The 20,658-nt window shown below is 36.7% G+C and carries 22 protein-coding genes; 18 read left to right on the top strand and 4 right to left on the bottom strand.

Features of this window, described 5'->3' with window-relative positions; translation table 11 throughout:
- Window positions 1–14 precede the first annotated feature (14 nt).
- The gene (locus tag ACSU6B_RS00770) at window positions 15–227 is read right to left on the bottom strand and encodes an alpha/beta fold hydrolase (RefSeq protein WP_168242576.1); all 213 of its coding nucleotides are present in this window, start codon (window positions 225–227) and stop codon (window positions 15–17) included.
- Between the two features lie 612 nt (window positions 228–839).
- On the opposite strand from ACSU6B_RS00770, the gene ACSU6B_RS00765 reads away from it, so the two are divergent.
- From ACSU6B_RS00765 to ACSU6B_RS00745, 5 genes are all read left to right on the top strand, one after another.
- Complete coding sequence (locus tag ACSU6B_RS00765) at window positions 840–1,097, top strand: hypothetical protein (RefSeq protein WP_410881975.1); 258 nt, start codon at window positions 840–842, stop codon at window positions 1,095–1,097.
- A 109-nt stretch (window positions 1,098–1,206) separates the two neighbouring features.
- On the top strand, window positions 1,207–1,689 hold the full coding sequence (locus tag ACSU6B_RS00760) for a hypothetical protein (RefSeq protein WP_410881973.1): 483 nt from the start codon (window positions 1,207–1,209) through the stop codon (window positions 1,687–1,689).
- On the top strand, window positions 1,673–2,296 hold the full coding sequence (locus ACSU6B_RS00755; RefSeq protein WP_410881971.1) for a hypothetical protein: 624 nt from the start codon (window positions 1,673–1,675) through the stop codon (window positions 2,294–2,296). Before ACSU6B_RS00760 ends, ACSU6B_RS00755 begins: the two co-directional genes overlap by 17 nt.
- 22 nt (window positions 2,297–2,318) lie before the next feature.
- A complete protein-coding gene (locus ACSU6B_RS00750) occupies window positions 2,319–2,885 on the top strand; it encodes a polyhydroxyalkanoate biosynthesis repressor PhaR (RefSeq protein ID WP_410881969.1) in 567 nt (188 codons plus the stop codon).
- A 21-nt stretch (window positions 2,886–2,906) separates the two neighbouring features.
- A complete protein-coding gene (locus ACSU6B_RS00745; RefSeq protein WP_410881967.1) occupies window positions 2,907–3,980 on the top strand; it encodes an alpha/beta fold hydrolase in 1,074 nt (357 codons plus the stop codon).
- A 77-nt stretch (window positions 3,981–4,057) separates the two neighbouring features.
- Here ACSU6B_RS00745 and ACSU6B_RS00740 read toward each other — a convergent pair whose 3' ends face one another.
- Window positions 4,058–4,837 carry an alpha/beta fold hydrolase gene (locus ACSU6B_RS00740; protein WP_410881965.1) on the bottom strand — a complete coding sequence of 260 codons (780 nt, stop codon included), beginning with the start codon at window positions 4,835–4,837 and terminating at the stop codon, window positions 4,058–4,060.
- A gap of 338 nt (window positions 4,838–5,175) precedes the next feature.
- On the opposite strand from ACSU6B_RS00740, the gene ACSU6B_RS00735 reads away from it, so the two are divergent.
- From ACSU6B_RS00735 to ACSU6B_RS00725, 3 genes are all read left to right on the top strand, one after another.
- Window positions 5,176–6,315, top strand: coding sequence for a sensor histidine kinase (locus ACSU6B_RS00735; protein WP_410881963.1), 1,140 nt, complete (start codon window positions 5,176–5,178; stop codon window positions 6,313–6,315).
- Window positions 6,312–6,911: a response regulator transcription factor gene (locus tag ACSU6B_RS00730; protein WP_214999480.1), complete on the top strand. Its 600-nt coding sequence runs from the start codon at window positions 6,312–6,314 to the stop codon at window positions 6,909–6,911. The genes ACSU6B_RS00735 and ACSU6B_RS00730 overlap by 4 nt, the downstream gene beginning before the upstream one ends.
- A gap of 237 nt (window positions 6,912–7,148) precedes the next feature.
- Complete coding sequence (locus ACSU6B_RS00725; protein WP_410881961.1) at window positions 7,149–8,381, top strand: multidrug effflux MFS transporter; 1,233 nt, start codon at window positions 7,149–7,151, stop codon at window positions 8,379–8,381.
- A gap of 52 nt (window positions 8,382–8,433) precedes the next feature.
- Here the strand turns inward: ACSU6B_RS00725 and ACSU6B_RS00720 are convergent, their stop codons facing one another.
- Window positions 8,434–9,282 carry an alpha/beta fold hydrolase gene (locus ACSU6B_RS00720; RefSeq protein WP_410881959.1) on the bottom strand — a complete coding sequence of 283 codons (849 nt, stop codon included), beginning with the start codon at window positions 9,280–9,282 and terminating at the stop codon, window positions 8,434–8,436.
- Between the two features lie 362 nt (window positions 9,283–9,644).
- Between ACSU6B_RS00720 and ACSU6B_RS00715 the strand changes: the two genes are divergently transcribed.
- The 7 genes from ACSU6B_RS00715 (at window position 9,645) to ACSU6B_RS00685 (ending at window position 16,697) form a co-directional block, all read left to right on the top strand.
- The gene (locus ACSU6B_RS00715) at window positions 9,645–9,839 is read left to right on the top strand and encodes an IDEAL domain-containing protein (protein ID WP_098933134.1); all 195 of its coding nucleotides are present in this window, start codon (window positions 9,645–9,647) and stop codon (window positions 9,837–9,839) included.
- 388 nt (window positions 9,840–10,227) lie between these two features.
- On the top strand, window positions 10,228–11,619 hold the full coding sequence (gene pabB, locus ACSU6B_RS00710; protein ID WP_410881957.1) for an aminodeoxychorismate synthase, component I: 1,392 nt from the start codon (window positions 10,228–10,230) through the stop codon (window positions 11,617–11,619).
- A gap of 6 nt (window positions 11,620–11,625) precedes the next feature.
- Window positions 11,626–12,219 (top strand): aminodeoxychorismate/anthranilate synthase component II, encoded by a 594-nt coding sequence (pabA, locus tag ACSU6B_RS00705; RefSeq protein WP_410881955.1) that lies wholly within the window; start codon window positions 11,626–11,628, stop codon window positions 12,217–12,219.
- A 2-nt stretch (window positions 12,220–12,221) separates the two neighbouring features.
- Entirely contained in the window at window positions 12,222–13,088 is an 867-nt protein-coding gene (gene pabC, locus ACSU6B_RS00700) for an aminodeoxychorismate lyase (RefSeq protein WP_410881953.1), read from the top strand.
- Between the two features lie 2 nt (window positions 13,089–13,090).
- Window positions 13,091–13,861 carry a nucleotidyltransferase domain-containing protein gene (locus ACSU6B_RS00695; protein WP_410881951.1) on the top strand — a complete coding sequence of 257 codons (771 nt, stop codon included), beginning with the start codon at window positions 13,091–13,093 and terminating at the stop codon, window positions 13,859–13,861.
- 159 nt (window positions 13,862–14,020) lie between these two features.
- Complete coding sequence (locus ACSU6B_RS00690; protein ID WP_410881949.1) at window positions 14,021–15,670, top strand: copper resistance CopC/CopD family protein; 1,650 nt, start codon at window positions 14,021–14,023, stop codon at window positions 15,668–15,670.
- Between the two features lie 448 nt (window positions 15,671–16,118).
- Window positions 16,119–16,697: a hypothetical protein gene (locus ACSU6B_RS00685; protein ID WP_214714759.1), complete on the top strand. Its 579-nt coding sequence runs from the start codon at window positions 16,119–16,121 to the stop codon at window positions 16,695–16,697.
- 55 nt (window positions 16,698–16,752) lie between these two features.
- Here ACSU6B_RS00685 and ACSU6B_RS00680 read toward each other — a convergent pair whose 3' ends face one another.
- Window positions 16,753–17,397 (bottom strand): YczE/YyaS/YitT family protein, encoded by a 645-nt coding sequence (locus tag ACSU6B_RS00680; protein ID WP_088086163.1) that lies wholly within the window; start codon window positions 17,395–17,397, stop codon window positions 16,753–16,755.
- A gap of 183 nt (window positions 17,398–17,580) precedes the next feature.
- Here ACSU6B_RS00680 and ACSU6B_RS00675 point away from each other — a divergent pair, with 183 nt between their 5' ends.
- The 3 genes from ACSU6B_RS00675 (at window position 17,581) to ACSU6B_RS00665 (ending at window position 20,598) form a co-directional block, all read left to right on the top strand.
- Entirely contained in the window at window positions 17,581–18,762 is a 1,182-nt protein-coding gene (locus ACSU6B_RS00675) for an LL-diaminopimelate aminotransferase (protein WP_410881947.1), read from the top strand.
- A 148-nt stretch (window positions 18,763–18,910) separates the two neighbouring features.
- Entirely contained in the window at window positions 18,911–19,360 is a 450-nt protein-coding gene (locus ACSU6B_RS00670; RefSeq protein ID WP_214732286.1) for a CoxG family protein, read from the top strand.
- A gap of 89 nt (window positions 19,361–19,449) precedes the next feature.
- A complete protein-coding gene (locus tag ACSU6B_RS00665) occupies window positions 19,450–20,598 on the top strand; it encodes a cadherin-like beta sandwich domain-containing protein (protein ID WP_410881945.1) in 1,149 nt (382 codons plus the stop codon).
- The last annotated feature ends 60 nt before the right edge of the window (window positions 20,599–20,658 follow it).

Raw genomic sequence — 20,658 nt, 5'->3', positions numbered from 1 at the left:
GAACCATCCTCCCCTTAACTTACTTTTGAGTGTTTTTTCAAAAAGTTGCGAAGAATCCTGTTAAAGGCATCCTTTTGCTCTAACTTTGCAATATGACCAGTATTCCTTATAATGACAAATTCAGAGTGTTGAATTTTTTTATGCATTAAAAGCTGCATCCATACAGGTATTACTGAATCATATTGCGACCCTATGATTAACGTTGGGACTTTAATTTTAGGAAGCAAATTTAAATTGTTGACTTCTAGCCCTCCTTTACCACTCCAAGACCATGAATAAAGACCAAAGGTTCACCTTCACCAAAACGTAAGTAAGGAATTTTAGAGCAACTAATAGACACCTCACTCAAATTTAACCCCTCCTATTGCCTTTTATCATAAATTGGTTTTCCACTATTTGTAAAGTGATATTTTTTATAAAATTCAGAATAATACAAACGCACTATTTTTACCTGTCCTCCCCAGGTGTACAAGTATATTTCTTTGGTGCCTGACACCACACTAGGAAATTTCTAAAATAAGTGGAATTTTTAAAGGAGAATACTGCTTTTTATTTTTGAGTTTCATTTGGACGTTTTGAGGGTAGTAGGTTTAATGTTTTGGTTTTACATATTTCACCATTTGGACAATGTTGGTATAAAAAAATATTCCGACAATTTTCGCTATATTTTTAGTGTTTACAAAAATACCTAGATCACTAATGTTTAGTATTTTAGAGGCTCGTCTTTGGTCTTTCGAGGAAACATGGATATTTGTTGAATTTTGTCGAGAGTGCGAGGTTTACAAATTTTCACTTAACTACAATAATCGTAACTATATTAATATTTTAATGTTCCAACCATGTATTTTGCATTAAACAGTCAATCTGGTCTAGAAGAATGTGGATTTGATAATTTGAACTACATAAGTTGTGGTGGTGCACCTCTTCCTGTTGAAACTGTAAAAACCTTTGAGAAGAAAACAGGTGATCTATTATTATTTTTCCCAACTAAAATGGCTAAAGCCATCTTGGACTATTCAGGTGATAGAATACTTGAGAGAACACCAGCAGGCCGTTTTGGTTCTGATGATGATATAAAAGGACCTGCACTTTCTTAGCTTCGGATGCTTCTAACTATGTATAGGTCATGTACTTGTCGTTGACGGAGGCACGACTGCCAGTGTACAGTAAAAGGTAGATACTGACTGGCAGTTAAGAGGGGTATAAATGAAGTACACCCATCAAGAAATGGATGCTTTTTATAAAAAGCTTGAAAAAAAATGGAATGAACAAATCCATGCCCGTACCAACAAACGCAGCTTTACTTTAGCTTTTGGGAGGGCATTGGAAGTACATGTGAAACAGATAAGAATTCACAAAAGGTTAACAACTAGGTGGTTAAAGCATTTAGATCTTCCGAATAAGGATGAAATAAGTGCTATTTCTGTAAGAATCGTAGATTATGAGGAAAAATTAGATTTTTTTGATGATGCGATCTACGAGATTAAACAAAGCCAGTTGAAGAACAATACCCAGCTAAGAATGGTTCGGAAGTCATGTGAAGACCTACTATCCGTTTTAGAAATGGAAGTAAAGGATATCCACGACTGCAAGATAAAAAGCCTAGAATCAGAGCTTTTAGAATTAAAACAATTTTTTTATACAAATCATTTAAATTTGGAGGAGAATAACAATGACGAAAAAAACTGAAACTGTACTAGAAGTTGAAAACCAAGAAACTGTGGTAGATGGGGAAAAGGATTTAACAAGTCTAGACCTTGTATGGAAACTTGGCTTTAATGAATTGGATGCCTGGGCAGAGCGCTTTAACAAACAGGATGAACTTTTCTTAGAGACTGTAAAGAACTATGTGGAAAAGCTTAAACAGAATCAGGAAAATGCAATCTCGATTGCTGCTCAATTTGGGATGGAACTTAAAAAATGGGAGAAAGCAGCACGCGAAGAATTACTTATGACCACAACTTCACTACAGAACTTTTTTCCAGTGAAATCCTATGAAGAAATTAACCAAGTAGTAGATGACATTCAAAATAAAACTGCAAATCTATTATTAACACCTACTCAAGCGTTAATAACTGGTCAATTGGAAGCACTGGATAAATATTTGGAAATGGTTGAACAATATATTGCTTATCGAAAAAATGGCAGAGAAAAATATATTGAGAGTGTAAAGAAAACTAGCAATGTTTTATTTGAAAATCAAAAAGTATTTGTGAACATGTTGACTAAACAAGTCAACACAGCGATGCTGCCATTTCAAAATTATATGAAGGACGTAACCGAGCAAGCTAAATAATAACAATATAGGAGTGTAAGTAATGTCAGGTAAAAAACCTTACGATCCATATGAATCCCTTCATAAGTTAAGTTTATTGTGGGAAAAACAGATTAATGATTTTATCTATCTGTTGACTAATAACAAAGATTTCGTGAAAATGTCCAAATTTGGGACTGAAATTAATTCCCTTTTTCTGGAGGAATTAAAAATGAACCAAGAAGCACTTGCTAGTGTACTAAATTTGCCTACTAAAAATGATGTCTCTAATGTTGCGACTTTAACGATCCAAGCAGAAGAGAAAATTGAAGCACTTGAGGGACAAATTTGGGAACTTCAAGATTCCATGAAGACCCAAAGCAAAGAGATTGAGAGTGTTGTAGAAATTTCCAAAGAAATTATTAAACTGACAAAGCAGCTTAAAATGGAATTAGTAAAAACGAAAAAAGAGCAAATAGACACAAAAGAATTACATGCAGAACTTCAAGAAATGAAGTTTGAAATCATGAAATTAACAAATTTTAAAGAAGAATTTGAGACTTTAAAGGGTCTTATTCTTAAAGGCACAAGTACGGAACAAGAGTTAACTGGATCAGGCTCATCCAAATAAAAATGAATCGGAGGTATGACATTGTCAACTGAAACACCAATAATGGGGTTCATTCCTGAATTGGATTATCAGAAAGAAATGGAACGTTGGTCTAATGTCTATAAGATTTTGAGTGAACCTGAGCCTAAGACAGGTCAGACTCCAAGAACTGAAGTATGGAAAAAAAATAAATCAGTTTTATGGTATTATCCTGCAAAACAGAAGAAGTATGAGATTCCTTTGTTTTTCGTGTATTCGTTATTTAATAAACCCTACATTTTAGATATAGACCCAAAGACAAGTGTTATTAAGAACCTAACCGACATGGGCTATGAAGTGTATTTATTGGATTGGGGTATACCAGGCTATGAAGATAAAAAAATCGGTCTTGACACCTATATCGAGAAATATTTAAAAACAGCAGTGAAGAGGGCTATTCGCCATTCTGGAGTAGAAGAAATTACATTAGTTGGCTACTGTTTAGGCGGGACGATTGCCTCAATCTATGCATCGATTGCAGAAGAACCCATAAAAAATTTAATTGTTGCAACCGTACCAATTGATTTCTCTACATTTATCGGACAAGATAAATGGGCTGAGGGCCTCAAAGAGGGAGATTTTAACATTGATCATTTCCTTGATGTTTATGGGGTGGTCCCGCCTAAATATGTTGAAATGATGTTTAGAGCGGTTGGATCACCAATTTATTTCACTAACTATACGATGCTTTTAAATCGAGCCCACGATCAGCGGTATGTGGATAAGTGGCGTCGAATGAATAAGTGGACTCTTGATCAGGTTCCTTTTACTGGGGAGGCTTATAAACAATTAGGTAATGACCTAATTAGGGATAACAAGCTTGTTAAAGGGGAATTAGTAGTTGGAAACAAAAAGGCAGATTTACGGAATATTGATGCCAATCTATTCGTTATTTCTGGCTCTAGAGACAATTTAGTTCTCGAAGAACAAAGTAAGCCAATTATGGATTTAGTATCTAGTAAGGATAAAACGTATCTTTGCGTTGAATCAGGCCATGTTGGACTTGCATTATCTGGTATGTTGGCGAGTATTGTTGATCAATGGGCATCCAGTCGCTCAAATCCGCTTTCAAAATGATTGTGTAATAAAGTTTGGTACAAGGAAATATATAATAAATATAGGCAATGAACAAGAGGAAGGAGAATCCTTCCTCTCTAACTTGCCGTTTTATGTTTGTTCAAAAATGTCCGTAGAACTTCGTTAAATTCATCTTTCGCCTCTAACTTAACAATATGGCCAGTATTCCTAAAAATAACAAATTCTGAATGGCGAATTTGTTTATGCATCATACATTGAATCCATATAGGGGTGATTGAATCATACTGCCCGCCAACAATTAAGGTTGGAACTTTTATCTTAGGAAGTAAAGTTATATTATTTACTTTTAGACATGCCTCCATTGCTTTAAAGAAAAATTCTTTGTTAGGCTTGTAAAATTTTGAAAAGTTTTCAAAATTTTCCTTTGACCAAGAATAGAGGCAGACCTTTGCTGAACTTTCTGTTATAGCCTCAAGAGCTTTTTTTTCTGCGCGTAATTTCCTGAATTTTATAAATAGTTTGCCCAGTTCTCTTGGAGCATAATGTAAAGTGCTTACCAGCATTAAGGAACGGCACATTTCAGGCGCTTGACGATATATTTCTTGCGCTACCACTCCACCCATAGACAATCCACAAATGTGCGCGCTTTCAAATCCAAGCCCTGTCACTAAACTGATTACATCACGAGCAAAGTTTTCTATCGATATCTCCCCAGGTGATATATACTCTCCATGTCCGCGTAAATCAGGGATAATTAAGTCAAACTGGTTCGCAAATTCAAACTGATGTGACCAACCCTCCTTCACCTCACCAAGACCGTGAATGAAAACTAACGGCTCACCAGCACCAAGACGCAAATAAGGAATCTCGGAGTAACTTTTGAATATTTTACTCAACCTTCATTCCTCCTAGTTGTTTTATACAACATATGTTCCCAATATTTGAACGGTGTAAACATATATATATAATTCTGATTATTTAATTATATAATTACTTGTGGGAAAATATTACATATGGATGTAAAACACATATATATGTACAGGTAGTCTCTTTATTCTTAAAAGTGAGAAAACAAGAGGAGGGAAAGTAAAGGGTAACTAAAATGAAAAAATGTTGTCAGGTTTAAAGGAGTAAAGTTTTTAGTTAAAATGAATGCTGTTAGGGAGAAAAACTAAGCTGCTTTGAGTTATGATAGGTAGATAAGAGGATTTTAAGTGAAAATGAGGTTTCGTTCATGATAAAAAAGTATATGACATTTCAAAAAAATAATGGTATTGCACCGTATATTTGGACGATTCTAGGTATATTACCGTTTTACTTTATTTTTCAATCACCTTCCACAATTGAAATTGTTGTAGGAATTTTACTCACGCTGCTATTCTTTATCTTTTACCGAATTGCGTTTATTTCAAAAGGCTGGCCGGTTTATCTATGGACGTTGATCTTGATCGGTATTTCGATTACTGCGAACAGCCTATTCAATTATGTTTATTTTGCATTTTTCCTTGCCTACTTTATCGGCAATATTAAAGATAGGGTTGCCTTTTTGACCTTGTATTTTATTCATTTGTTTAGTACATCGGTATCAATTAACTTCAGTATCGTCATGCATGAAAAATTATTTCTACAGCAATTGCCCTTTGTAATCATCATTTGGATTAGTGTGATCCTTCTTCCGTTTAGTATCCATAACCGAAAGGAGAGGGGGCAGCTTGAAGAAAAGCTAGTGGATGCGAATAAACGGATTTCGGAACTAGTCAAAATAGAAGAGCGCCAGCGGATTGCCCGGGACCTTCATGATACACTCGGTCAAAAGCTTTCACTCATTGGTTTGAAGTCAGATTTGGCACGAAAATTAATCTCGAAAGATCCTGATCAGGCACGGAATGAATTGAAGGATGTTCAGCAAACAGCTCGGACGGCATTAAGTGAAGTTAGAAAAATGGTTTCTTCGATGCGTGGGATCCGCTTGAAGGACGAGATCCTCCGTGTTGAACAAATCCTAAATGCTGCCCAAATAAATTTTGTGCGTGAAGGGGATTTTACACCATCAAATGTCTCGCTGTTAACGGAGAATATTTTAAGCATGTGTTTGAAAGAGGCCGTAAATAATGTCGTTAAACATAGTGAAGCTAAGTCATGTTCCATATCGATCGAACAAACGTTGAAGGAATTGGTAATAAGAGTTCAGGATGATGGTATCTTTAAGGGGGAGAAGGAAAAGTTAGCAGAAGGTCATGGGCTGATTGGTATGAAAGAACGGCTGGAATTTATTAATGGCAGTCTAGATATTTTGACAAAAGATGGAACAACGTTAATCATAAGTGTACCTAATGATGTCAAACCTGGTTTGGATAAGGAGGATAAAAAATGATTAAAATCGTGATTGCTGAAGACCAGCAAATGCTTTTAGGAGCCTTTGGTTCATTACTAAATTTAGAAGATGACATGGAAGTTGTTGGAAAGGCCTCGAACGGAGAAGAGGCCGTTGCGCTGGTGAAAAAGTTTCAACCTGATGTCTGTATTATGGATATTGAAATGCCTGGCAAGAGCGGACTGGAGGCGGCTGAAGAGTTGAAGGGTCTTGGATGTAAAGTTATCATTTTAACCACCTTTGCCCGGACCGGTTACTTCCAAAGGGCATTAAAAGCTGGTGTGAGCGGCTATTTGTTGAAGGATAGTCCTAGTGAAGAGTTGGCTAACTCCATCCGAAGTGTGATGTCAGGAAAACGAATTTATGCTCCAGAATTAATGGACGATGTATATGGAGAAGAAAACCCGTTAACTGACCGGGAAAAAGAGGTGCTAGAGCTTGTAGCTGACGGAAAAAATACGAAAGAAATCGCAGAAGTACTTAGCATCAAAACAGGAACTGTCAGAAATTACATCTCGATCATCCTCGACAAACTGGAAGTTAAAAATAGAATCGAAGCAATTACTCAATCTAAAGAAAAAGGCTGGTTCAAATAAAAAGTGTTTTTACGGTGTCAGGCACCGTAAAAACACTTTTTTTTTCGTATGATCTAAGGAGGTCAGACACTTGGGGAAGTGTAAATCCTAAATAAATGATTAAAATTTTCTTGAATTATAATCGGGTGCTAATTCCCTATTAAGGTTGCAAATAAGTTTTATTTTTTTGAAAAGTGTAGTTTACTATAATAGAAAGTAAATATAGGAAGTTTATTACAGAAAGGGATTGATTTTTTGATGGGAGAATCAATAAAAGATGAGATTGATGGCAGCAAGGTAATGCCCCGCTCCCAACGGTTATGGATGGCTGGTATCCTCGGTACGTTAGCAGCATTCGGTCCCTTGTCGATTGATATGTATTTACCTGCTCTTCCTGAGTTAGCAAAAGATTTTCACTCAAATCCGTCACTGGTTCAATTTAGTTTAACCTTTTTCTTGCTGGGATTAGCTTTTGGTCAGCTGTTTTCTGGTCCACTCAGTGATGTTTATGGGCGCCGTAAGCCGTTGCTTATTGGATTGATCACCTATTTTGTTGTTTCACTATTATGTGTGTTTAGTCCCTCGATTTGGACATTTATTATTTTACGATTAATTCAAGGGTTCGCAGGTTCCGCTGGAATTGTTATTTCACGGGCGGTTGTTCGTGATTTATATTCAGGTTCAGAATTAACCAAATTCTTTGCGTTGCTTGCATTGGTTAATGGCCTCGCTCCGATTCTAGCACCTGTTGTGGGTGCACAGTTCTTAAAAATTGTACCTTGGCAAGGTATATTTATCGTCTTAAGTATAATCGGATTACTGATGTCCATTGTTGTCTTTTTCTGGCTTCCAGAAACACATCCTGAAGAAAAAAGGGCTGCAGGAGGGTTGAAAAATACATTTATTACCTTTAAAAACCTCATTTTAGATCGCAGTTTCATGGGATATGCTTTAGTACAAGGACTTGTTTTTGCTGCAATGTTTGCGTATATTTCAGGCTCACCTTTTGTGGTGCAGAATATATATGGCGGCTCTGCCCAAATGTTTAGTTTGATCTTTGCTATAAATGGAATTGGAATCATGATTGCTAGTCAAACGACAGGAAGATTGGCTGGTCGAATACACGAGTCAAAGCTGTTTGTTTTTGGAATCGGGATGTCTTTTTTCGGTGGAATTATACTACTGCTTCTTTTGATTTTACATGCTGACTTACTAATTGTCTTACTGCCACTATTCTTTGTGGTAACCAGTGTCGGGGTGGTTAATACGGCAGGATTTTCCCTAGCTATGCAAAAACAAGGGAAGTCTGCAGGCAGTGCATCTGCTCTTTTAGGAGTCATGTCTCTTTCCTTTGGAGGAATTGTTGCTCCCCTTGTGGGATTAGGAGGAGAACATACAGCGATACCAATGGGAATTGTCATCTCTTGTGCTGGTGGGGGAGCGGTCCTTTTATACATGCTTCTTGTACATAACAGAAACCAAACAAATTGAGGTTACAAGGGTAAGTAAATTTCGGCTTCAAATTCTACTGTAAAAACGGCAGCTACGCTTCAGCTGCCGTTTTGTAATTATCAATAAAGCCTTTAATATATTCAAATACTTCCAAAGGGCGCTCTTCTGGAAGGGCATGGCCAGTATCTTTTAACACAATCAGCTCAGAGTTGGTTAGGTCTTTATTTAGCTTTTCGCCTACATTAAGCGGCATCGATTTATCATGATCCCCCCAAAGTAATAAACAAGGTGTTTTGATTTGGTTTAGGATCTCAACGGGCAAGTCTCCCTCACGGTCACGAATCATTCTTGTAAGCGCGACGAAAATCTCATCTTCTAAAAAAGGCTGTAAGTACCCATTTATCATTTCTTCGTTGATAATGGCATGGTTAAATAGTGCGTCTTGAAGATTTTTTTTTACACCAGTCCGTGCAAACCAATATTTTACGAAGAGATGGAAATAGGGAAGGTAGCTAGTCAAGATTAAGGGCAATTTAGAGCGTTTAAGATAAGCTGAACTGCAGAGTAGAATGGCTGTGTCTGCTAGCTCTGGCATCATATGAAGGATATTTAATACAATTTGCCCACCCATGGAATGACCAATAAAGGTCATTTTTTTTAACCCCAAAGACTCCGTAAGTTTTATGACAGTTTGGGCTAAATTCTTGTAGGAATAGACATATCGGTTACATTTCGCACTTTTCCCAAATGGCGGAAGATCAACGGATAGTACCTGGTAGTCTTTCTTCAATAATGAGATCAAATGGCGAAATGTGAAGGTGGAAGAAAGGAACCCATGTAATAATACAAACGTTTTTTCCGATGTTTGATTTGGATAAAATTCATAATATACATTAATGTTATTAACTGGTCGATAACCTGATAAGACTGTTTGTTCCATCTAAATCCCTCACCTGCTCCGTCAATAAAATAGATGAGTATAATGTTCCCCAAAAATCGATACATACACAAAAAAATCTGCAGATAGCAAAACAGCCCAAACATAGTTCTAAAATAAAAATTTTCAAAAAGTTAGTACAAAAAACCTATACAAATCTGATAATACTTTAAATAAATGAATATTTTTGATGTGCGTCCATCCGTCGTGGACAAATGGGGAAAGTGTCTTTTTGCGGTGCCTGACACCAGCTTTTTGTGTTTTTGGTCATTTGGTAAAAATTTTTTTTTGATTTTCGAAATAAAGTGTTTGAATTTTTAGAAAACTCCTTGTATAATTAAAAAAAACGTAAGGAGTTGATTTCCATGGAAAAGAAATTACTTAATTCACCACAACATTCGGATGAAAATACAGATGCTGTAGTTGCTGAGATGTTTCTAAACAATGCCCTGCTAGAGTTTAAGAGGGAGAAAATCCGCAAGGAAATCGACCAAACATTACAACATGGGGATAAAGAATTATTCCTAAGGTTAACAGAAGAGCTAAAGAAAATTTCTTAAATCATTTACTAACTAATCCTATTACTATTAAAAAAGAAGCCCTATCCAACCATTGGATGGGCTTCTTTCTGTTTTCAGCTCAGCTATTGTCGTCATCAGCCTTGTTATCGTCATCGCTGCTATGTCTGTTTTGATGAGCTTCATCACTGTATTTCCTTGCATTATCAAGAAAGATATACAGTAGCTGCTTTAGTTTCTTTTCATCATAAGTAAGCCTCCAGAAAAATCAACTAATTTATTACCAAATTCCATAGCAAGTTCAAAAAATCCTTCATTAATAACTGAATAAAAGTTCTCTCTCCGTTGGTGTCAGTTAGCAATTCTTCAGTGGTGCCTGACACCCATTTCAAGTATGATATAAAAAGAAAAACAATTAGGGGTGGAATGTTTGCATCAACTTCATTTGTACAGTAAAAAAATTCCTTATTCTTATTCAAAATTTTTCAGTCAGTTTCGTGTACTTGCTGAGAATAGCACCCATCATGTGCTATTGGAAAGTGGGCGTGGCGGGCGTTACAGTATTGCTGCGTTCCAGCCTGAAACGATTATCAAAGGTAAGAATCGTATTCTTGAAATTCACAAAGATAAGGGTTCTGAGAGGTTGGAAGGAAATCCGCTTCACTTATTGAAGGAATGGATGAGCCAGTATCATGTTGATAAAGTAGAAGGTCTACCGAGTTTCCTCGGCGGTGCGATTGGTTACATAAGCTATGATCATGCTCGTAACATAGAAAAACTGCCTGAGATAGCAAAAGATGATTTAGAAATGCCGGAAATTTACTTTTTCATAGTAAAGGAATGGTTTATTTACGACCATGAACAAGAACTATTATGGCTGTTGATAGTGGCTGAAAACGATCAGAATATTGATAATCGGTTAGCATTTTGGGAACAACGCTGGCTTCATGAATCATCATCTAATCCACCTCATAAAGCAGATAAGATTGACTTGGATCAATTAGAGGTTTCGATGACAGAAGATGATTTTAAACAGGCAGTAACAAAAGTACAACAATATATTTCACAAGGTGATGTGTTCCAGGTGAACCTAGCAGTCCGCCAATCAAAACCGATTGAAGTTGAGGCACTTAAAGTGTATGAACAATTAAGATCCTTAAATCCATCTCCATATATGGCCTATCTTCATACACCAGACTTTCAGCTTGTAAGTGGATCACCAGAACTGCTTGTTAAAAAAAATGGACAAGAAGTAAGCACTCGACCCATCGCCGGCACTCGTTCAAGAGGTAAGAACCACGAAGAAGATATCAAACTGGCCAATGAATTAATTGAAAACGAAAAGGAACGAGCGGAACATGTAATGCTAGTGGATTTAGAGCGGAATGATCTTGGAAGGGTATGTAAGTACGGAACAGTTGAGGTCAATGAATTTATGGTCATTGAAAAATACTCACATGTGATGCACATCGTCTCCAATGTAAGAGGGGAATTGGCGGAAGACAAATCTAGCATTGATATTATAGATGCTGTTTTCCCCGGTGGAACCATTACAGGTGCGCCTAAAGTACGAACAATGGAGATAATAGAAGAGCTTGAGCCTGTCCAACGGGGAATTTATACGGGATCACTCGGTTGGATTGATTTTAGTGGTAATCTAGAATTAAACATTATCATCCGAACCATGCTCATTAAAGATGGAATGGCACATGTTCAAGCTGGTGCCGGGATTGTTATTGATTCTAATCCAAAGCATGAATACAAAGAGTCTATGAAAAAAGCAGCTGCATTATGGAAGGCAAAAGAAATGGCAGAGGAGTAAGCAAAAATGATTTTTATGATAGATAATTATGATTCCTTTACCTTTAACTTAGTTCAATACTTAGGTGAACTTGGAGAAGATTTAGTGGTCAAGCGAAATAATCAAACGTCTATTGAGGAGATTTCAGAACTACAGCCTGAATTCTTAATGGTTTCTCCAGGGCCATGTAGTCCAAATGAAGCGGGAATCAGCTTGGATGCAATAAAAGCATTTGCAGGGAAAATCCCGATATTTGGTGTGTGTCTAGGTCAGCAAGCAATTGCCCAAGCTTTTAATGGAGAGGTTATTCGAGCAGAAAGACTCATGCACGGGAAAACATCCGATATGTATCATGATGGAAAGTCGATTTTTCAAGGTTTACCGAACCCTTTTCCTGCGACACGATACCATTCATTGATTGTCAAAAGAGAGACTCTTCCAGATTGCTTTGAGATTTCTGCATGGACAAAAGAAGGGGAAATTATGGCGATTCGTCATAAGGAATTACCAATTGAAGGAGTCCAGTTTCACCCCGAATCTATTTTGACTACTTCGGGAAAAGAACTTTTGCGCAACTTCGTCCATCATTATAAAAATATTTTAATGCAAAAGGGTCATTAAGTATGGTGATCTATTTAAACGGACAATTTTTAAAAAAAGAAGATGCGATGATTTCCCCGTTGGATCATGGTTTTTTATATGGAATGGGATTATTTGAAACGTTTCGAGTGTATGAAGGGTTTCCCTTTTTATTAGATGATCATCTAGCACGTCTAAATCAAGGTTTAGAGGTGCTTAACATTAACTACCTATTTCATCGTGAAGAAACGAATAGAATCTTGCAGGATGTACTGAAAATAAACAATTTATCTAATGCCTATATCCGCTTGAATGTCTCAGCCGGAATAGGTGAGGTTGGTTTGCAGGTGGAACCTTACAAGGAACCGAACATCCTTATTTTTCCTAAGCCGTTACCGCTGGCAGGAGAATTAACGGAAAAAAAGGCTGTTTTATTGAAGTTGAGGCGGAACAGTCCAGAAGGAAATGAACGAGTAAAGTCACATCATTTTATGAATAATATCCTGGCAAAAAGAGAAATTGGAAATGCTGCTGATATTGAAGGGATTTTCCGAACTGAGGATGGATACTTAGCTGAAGGGATCGTCTCTAATATCTTTTGGATAAAAGGTAACGTCTTATATACTCCTTCAGTACAAACCGGTATTTTAAATGGGATTACACGGCAGTTTGTTATCGAATTAGCGATGAAACATAATCTTTTTGTTAAAGAGGGATTGTACTTATTAAAAGACGTTCTTGAGGCCGATGAGATGTTTGTGACCAATTCAATACAGGAAATCGTACCAATTACTACATTTGAGGGTCATCAATTACCAGGTAAACAGGGACAAGTTGTTCAACAATTACATCACGAATATCGCCATTATTGTCAAAGGCTGTGGTCAAGGAATGGTTTAGGGAGTGAATAACCTTGAAAGAAAAAATACTAACAGAAATCAAAAAAATAGAAGAAGAATATGGAGTAAGAATCTGTCTTGCTGTAGAGTCAGGAAGCAGAGCATGGGGCTTCCCATCCAAGGATAGTGATTACGATGTCCGGTTTATTTATGTCCATAAAAAGGACTGGTATTTGAGCATTGACCAAAAGCGAGATGTGATTGAACTGCCAATTAATGATCTCCTTGATATTAATGGGTGGGAGTTGCGTAAAGCCCTCCAACTTTTTAGAAAATCAAATCCCCCGCTAATGGAGTGGCTCCATTCGGGGATAGTTTATTATCAGGCTTTTTCGTTAGTAGATAAATTGAAAGCAATTCAAAATCAAGTGTTTTTACCACAGTCAGCACTCTACCACTACTTAAATATGGCAAAAGGTAATTTTCGTGATTACCTCCGAAACGATCAAGTGAAAATTAAAAAATACTTTTATGTCCTTCGTCCAGTTTTAGCTTGTATTTGGATTGAAAGATATAATTCAGTACCGCCGATTGAATTTCAGACATTGGTAGAGGAACTCCTTGTTGAGGGGCCACTTAAGAAGGAAATCCTTACCTTGTTAGAAAGGAAAATTTGCGGGGATGAACTAAACCTCGAACCAAAGATTACTTCCATTAATGACTTTTTGGAGAAAGAAATCAACCGGCTTGAAGAATACACCAAAACCCTTAGAGCCCCCAAAGAGGATATGACTCCAATTCTAGATGATTTATTCAGAGAAGTCCTCAATGAGGTCTGGGCTTAAATATTACTGTAAAAAGTTCAACAATTATTCACAGGTTGGTCCTATAAAGATATTGTTAATATTCTTATTTATCATTATTATAGTATCGACAGTGAAAACTTTATTGCATGTGATATATATCAGCTACAACACGATTCTAACCATAAGGGGAGTGATGGATTGCAAATAAAAGAAAAAGTCAGCTCATTTCTTGTTATCCTGTCCCTTTTTTTACTTCTATTCCCATTTGTTTCATCAGCACACGCCTATATAAAAAAATCTACACCATTAGAAAATGAAACGGTGGAAAAAGCACCAACCGAAGTAGCAATAAAATTTGATGAAACCATCCAGCCTGCCTTTAACTCAATTAAGGTTTTTGATTCAGAAGGAAATCGAGTCGATAAAAAAAATGGGCGGATTGACCCAAAGCAACCTTTTATCCTAAAGAGCGGATTAAAGAAGAACCTTCCAAATGGATCCTATCGAATAAAGTGGAAGGTGGTTTCAAGCGACGGCCATCCTGTTGAAGGTGTTATTCCTTTTCAAATAGGTGAAAAAGGTCAAGACACTACCTCGTTAGATAATGAAACGAAAGGCTACACCCCTAAAGCGGATCTAATCATTATCCGTTGGCTGCAATATCTGAGCAATGCGTTCTATGTCGGGCTCATCTTTTTTTATATGGTTATTGTGCCTATGGAATTACGGGAAACAGGTTCAGTCGATAAGAAGTTCCGTAAGCTATTAAGCACAGGTTTGATTCTTCTATTTCTTAGTATTCTGTTAAGTCTGCCATTACAGGCAACGATTGAATCTGGTTATTCTTGGAGTGAAGTGTTTAACTTCTCAATCATCGAAAATATCTTAATGAACACAAATTATGGTCAATTTTGGGTTATTCAAATAGCTCTCCTTATAACTCTTGCCCTGCTCACTTCTTTTATAGGCATGGCCGAGAGCACGAAACGTTGCATTTTGTGGACTTGCTTTTGTCTTGGGGCAGCCTTGTTATTGACAAAGGCATTGACAAGTCATGCCGCAGCACAACCAAATCATTTATTAACAATATCAATGGATTTTCTTCATTTACTTGCTGCATCGATTTGGATCGGAAGTTTAACCGGTTTTGTCTCATTGCTGTCATTACGTAAGAACACAGAGATAAAGCAAAATTATTTGAAAATGATAAAAAGTTTCTCCAAATGGGGACTGATCCTTGTTCTTTTTTTAACTTTAACAGGAGTTTTTGCCAGTTTTTTATATATTCCAAACCTTTCAGCACTGGTCCAAACGAACTATGGAAAAGCCTTAATGTGGAAACTTATTTTATTTTTGGTGATGCTGCTCCTTGCAGCTGTGAATTTTATTAAAGGAAAAAGGGGAACCACTAAGGGACTGAAGGCATCTCTAAAGGGTGAGCTTACCCTTGGTTTGTTAATCTTAGTTCTATCCGTTGTTTTAACCAATTTACCAACAGCCATGCAATCTCCGGGACCATTTAAGGAAACTAACATAGTGACCCAAGGCAGGCAAGTGACTTTAGAAGCAACGCCTAATATTATTGGAGTGAATTTATTCGAAATTACCTTAAAAGACCGAGAAGGGAAGCCAATTAAAGATATTGAACAAATTCACTTAACCTTTACCATGCTTGAAATGGACATGGGAAAAGAAACCGTTAGTTTAACAAAAGCGGCTGAAGGCAAGTATGAAGTGAAGGGTTTGCATTTTAGCATGGCAGGTCATTGGAACGTACATGTCCATGTTCTAACCAAGTCGTTAGAAAGTATCGACACTGATTTCAAAGTTTTAGTGGGAAGTCAATAAAAAACTTATCACTAATTTAATCAGGAATAGCCTCATTGCTTTCATTTGCAGCCTAGGTTATAGCAATCCGTAAAAATAGTAAAAAAACAGAAGATGCCATGTGTATCTTCTGTTTTTTTATAAGCTTTTCTTATATAAAGTAATTAAAATTTTGTAATGGCAAATACTTTTATTTGTAAAAAATACTAAATTTTCCCTTAGAACTGTTATAATTCTAAATAAGAAAGAACTATAATAATATTATCAGTCCTTATCATATTAGGAGTATTTTGGATATTTATTTGCATCCTTTTGCAAAAAAAGACTGTTCCTAAGGCTTAGGTCTTAGAAGAAAATAAATCTGCAGATTGTTTTCCCTTTTATTTGAATTAATTATGATTAACTTATAGAAAATATAAGGGTTAGAATTTACTATATTTTCCTCCCAATCGAATAGGGGGTTTTAAAAATGAGCAGGAAAGTTTATGTTCTTCTAACAGACACGGGTACAGTTTTAGGGAAAATGATTAAGCTCTATACAAAAAAACCACTTAATCATGCCTCAATTGTGATTGATGAACAATTCAACAAGGTTTATAGTTTTGGGAGAAGAAATCCAAGAAATCCTTTCTTTGCAGGATTTGTGGAAGAAAACGTCCGTGGTGGTCTATTTAGGAATGCTGATTGTGCTATTTATTGCATAACGATTACCGAAAAACAATTTCAAAAAATGATCTGTAAATTAAGGGATATGGAAGACCATAAGGAAGAATACAGGTACAATCTCATTGGGTTAATTGCTGTGATGCTGAATATGGAGATGACCCGTAAAAATGCCTTCTTTTGTTCCCATTTTGTTGCAGCCATCTTGGAAGAATCCGGGATTGATATCAAAAGTCAAAAGCCTCTATCCCTTGTAACTCCCCATGATATAAAGGAGTCGGCACCCTTAGAATTAATTTATGAAGGGAAATTGTCGGCCTTCATCACCGATTCCCATCGAAAATATTATAAAGAGTTTACTCCTGAGAGTGTCGAAGTTATTTAGCTGAAATAACGGAAATTAAGTCACCACTTCCAACAGGTGCTTAATTTCCGTTATTTTAAATAACAATACCTTCTTGCGTTTTACTGTTTTTCCTTTTGACAGTTTCTACTAATGACTTAAATAGCTTAAGAGAATGATGGAAAATAGGACTTTGAATGAATGTATAAAGGAAAGTAGCAATAAATACAGGACCACCTAATAATAAACCGATCATTAAAACAATGCTTTCAACTATGATGCGTGCTTGACTTACTGACAACTTTGTTTTATCAGAAATCGAAAGCATGAAGCCATCACGTGGACCAGCGCCAATCCCTGCTGCTACATACATGCCGCCACCAATCCCTGTAATCATGATTCCACTGAGGAGAATGAGGTAATCCAACCATGTGCCAGTTGCTTTTGGGAGAATATCCAACCAGAGAAAAAAGTCCATGATAGGTCCAATACATAGGGCATTTAGGATTGTACCTATGCTAATATAGCTTCGTGCAACAAAAAAGGAAATGAAGATCAGAATTAACCCGCAAATCACTCCCCAAGTACCAATAGTTAAACCAAAATGCTGATATAGGGCGACATTTAGTACTTCCCATGGGTGTAACCCAACATATTTAACCTTAACGGCAATCGCATTTCCCAAGCCGAAAAAGGTTAATCCTGCAAAAAATAAGAAATACTGAAAGAATTTCATCTTCAGTTACCTCCACTTACTCATCGTTTTTCGAATATTTAAACCTATCATAAGATTCTAAAGGATGAATCAATAATAATCAATTGTTAATTAGAAATATAGAATTGTAATCATTAGACTGATATAATTTGAAATATATTTGAATAGTTGGAATTATTACTTTACAAAATTGTGATTGAGGGGATATCTATGAATCTCGTTGCTTCTGAAAAAGTAAAAAGGATGTCGGCAAGTATTTTCCAAGAAATAGCTAATCGGAAACAAGAGGCTATCAAAGATGGTAAAGATGTAATTGATTTAAGTGTAGGGAGTCCAGATTTTCCACCGCCTTCATTTGTCGTGGAAACATTAAGTGACTACGCTAAAGACCCCAGTAAGTATGGCTACACACTGAAAGGGATACCTGAATTTAATGAGGCAGTTGGTTTTTTTTATAAGCAAAGATATGCTGTTGAACTTAAACCCAGTAGTGAGGTATTGCAGTTGATGGGGTCGCAGGATGGTCTTGCCCATTTGGCTACAGCCTTAATTAATCCAGGTGACTATGTGCTGGTGCCGGATCCAGGGTATCCAATCTATGAGGCTAGCGTAAACATTGCGGGTGGTGTTATCTACCCAATGCCGTTATTAGCAGAAAACAAGTTTCAACCAGAGCTGGATGCAATCCCGTTAGAAGTTTTACATAAAACGAAAATGATGATTATCAGTTATCCTGGGAATCCAGTCACAGCATTAGCGGATAAATCTTTTTTTGAAAAGGTAGTTGAATTTGCTAAACTTCATGAGATTTTGGTTGTTCATGATTTTGCTTATTCTGAGTTGATATTCGATGGGAATCCACAAATAAGTTTCCTGTCGGTTCCCGGTGCAAAAGAGGTTGGAATTGAATTCAATTCACTTTCAAAGACCTTTAATATGGCGGGTTGCCGGATAGGCTATGTTGTTGGCAATGAGCAAGCTATCGATATCTTGGCTTCCTTTAAATCCCATATTGATTATGGAGTTTTTTATCCAATCCAAATAGCAGCTGTGATGGCATTAACTTCAGATTTTTCATTCCTTCAAACACAGGTGAATGAATATGAAATTCGTCGTGATGCGTTGATTTCTGGGCTTGAAAAAAGCGGCTGGCAAGTAACTAAGTCTCCTGCCACCATGTTTGTTTGGGCAAGAATTCCTTCAGGATGGAATTCCCGTGAGTTTGCCTTTGAATTAATTGACCAAGCGGGTGTGGCAGTGATTCCTGGGGATGCGTTTGGAGATCTTGGTGAAGGGTATGTCCGAATCGCCATGGTACAACCTCCAGATCGCCTTTCACTGGCGGCAGAACGGATTCATGAATTCCTAATGGGATACTCATTAAAAAAATAATTAAAAAATCCTAACATCTTTAGTGTTAGGATTTTTCTGGTGAACTGCTACTTGCCTCTTCTATAAACAGAAAAATCCACATATATTTTTTAAAAGGACCTTCCGCACTTTGAAGGTCTTTTACTTTGACGACGAAAGAGGGATACAAATGCTAAGCGATTTGCAACATCTAGAATTAGATATCCCGATTGAAGTGATTTGGGACTTTATTCGAGACGAAAATAATTGGGCACCGCTTGTACCAGGTTATATTCAACATGAAAAAATAAATGAACGTCAAATCTGCTGGGAATTTAAGAGTGACCTCGGCGTTATGAAAAAGAAGGTTAGTTTATTGATTGATATTAAAGAGTGGAATGAACCTGCCAGGGTAAGTTTTGAATTAAAAAGGGCAAACGAAAAGTATTTGGGTGAAGGCTACTTTGAAGCAAAAGCATTAAATAGAAATAAAACTCGAGTGACAGGCTTTCTTGAAATCAATGCATCAGGACCGATGGGCTCCTTAGCAAATTCGCTATTTAAAAAAGCGCTCCAAAAATCGGATGAAGAAGTAGCATCAGTAATCTCATCAAAGCTAGAAGAATTTCATCGCAGATAAAAATTAAACTTAAGATAAACTTAAGCTATGAATGATAAAGTTAGTCCAAATTCCACTATCTCCAAAGATAGTAGACAGGAGGATTGACTATGAAAGAACCGATTCAAAGCAAAGCCCTAAATGTAATGCTTGTAATTTCAATGGTATGGATGGGGGTTGGAACGTACATACCAACAGCATATGCTGAAACAAATACGCCTCCAGTCCAAGAGGACCAACAAGAAGGCAAACTATCAAAAATAGAGATAGAAGGAATTAAGCTAGACCAGCTGTTTTCAGCAGATTCAAAGGAATATTCTGCCACAGTAAAAAACGAGGTTCCATCGATTAAGTTATTAGTAGAAAGCAGCAATTCAGATTCATCGATTACAATAAATGGGCAGACGGTTATAAGTGGAGTTGTCGGTGCATATTCCCTTCAAACAGGTGAGAATAAAATTATTATTTCTGTGGATAATGGGAGTAACTCAACCAATACCTATACCCTGACTATAATGAGAGCGGAAAATGATAATAATCTCTTGCAAAGTATTATCCTATCAAAAGGGCAGTTATCACCAAACTTTTCTTCTACTGGTACAGACTACAAGGTAGTTGTTCCAAATGACGTTCCTGTGATTACCATTAAACCTACATCTGTTGAAACAACATCAACTATTAAGGTGAATGAAACTTTAGTAACAAAAGATGGTGCTGCAGTAGAACTTCCCGTCGGAGAGTCGGATATTATTATAGCGGTAACAGCTGAAAATGGTGAAAAAAGAATTTATACCTTACACATTACAAGAGCAGCTGCTGAGATTAAAACCAATACCAATACCAATATCAATACCAATGCCAATGCCAATTCAAATCAGAATAATAAACCGGGTCTTTCCCAATCAACATCGCAACCAAATAATCTGCCCCATTCTACCCAACCAACATCACAACAGGCGAGTTCTTTGACCGTAGAAAAAACAAGTAAAGCGTTACTTTCCTCACTGTCAGTTTCAGAAGGATCCTGGGATAGCACATTTACGAGTGATGAGTTTACCTACCATGTAACCGTGTCAAGTGATATGGACGAGGTAACTCTTAACCCGATTGCAAAATCCAGCAATTCAGAAATTTTGATTGAAGGCAGTACTAAGGAAACAATTAAGCTCGAAGACGACTCGAAAACGATTATTTCTATTATCGTAACAAACGAAGATGATCGAAAAACATATGTGCTAGTATTTGATAAAAAATCTTAAAATGAAGAACTTTTATATTTTTTTTTACTTGAAGAAACCTGCATTTAGCAGGTTTTTTTG

It is taken from the genome of Neobacillus sp. C211, from assembly GCF_051842875.1.
Classification (GTDB): Bacteria; Bacillota; Bacilli; order Bacillales; family Cytobacillaceae; genus Neobacillus.
Note: the sequence above shows the minus strand (reverse complement) of the source record. Positions and strands in the feature narration are given on the sequence as shown.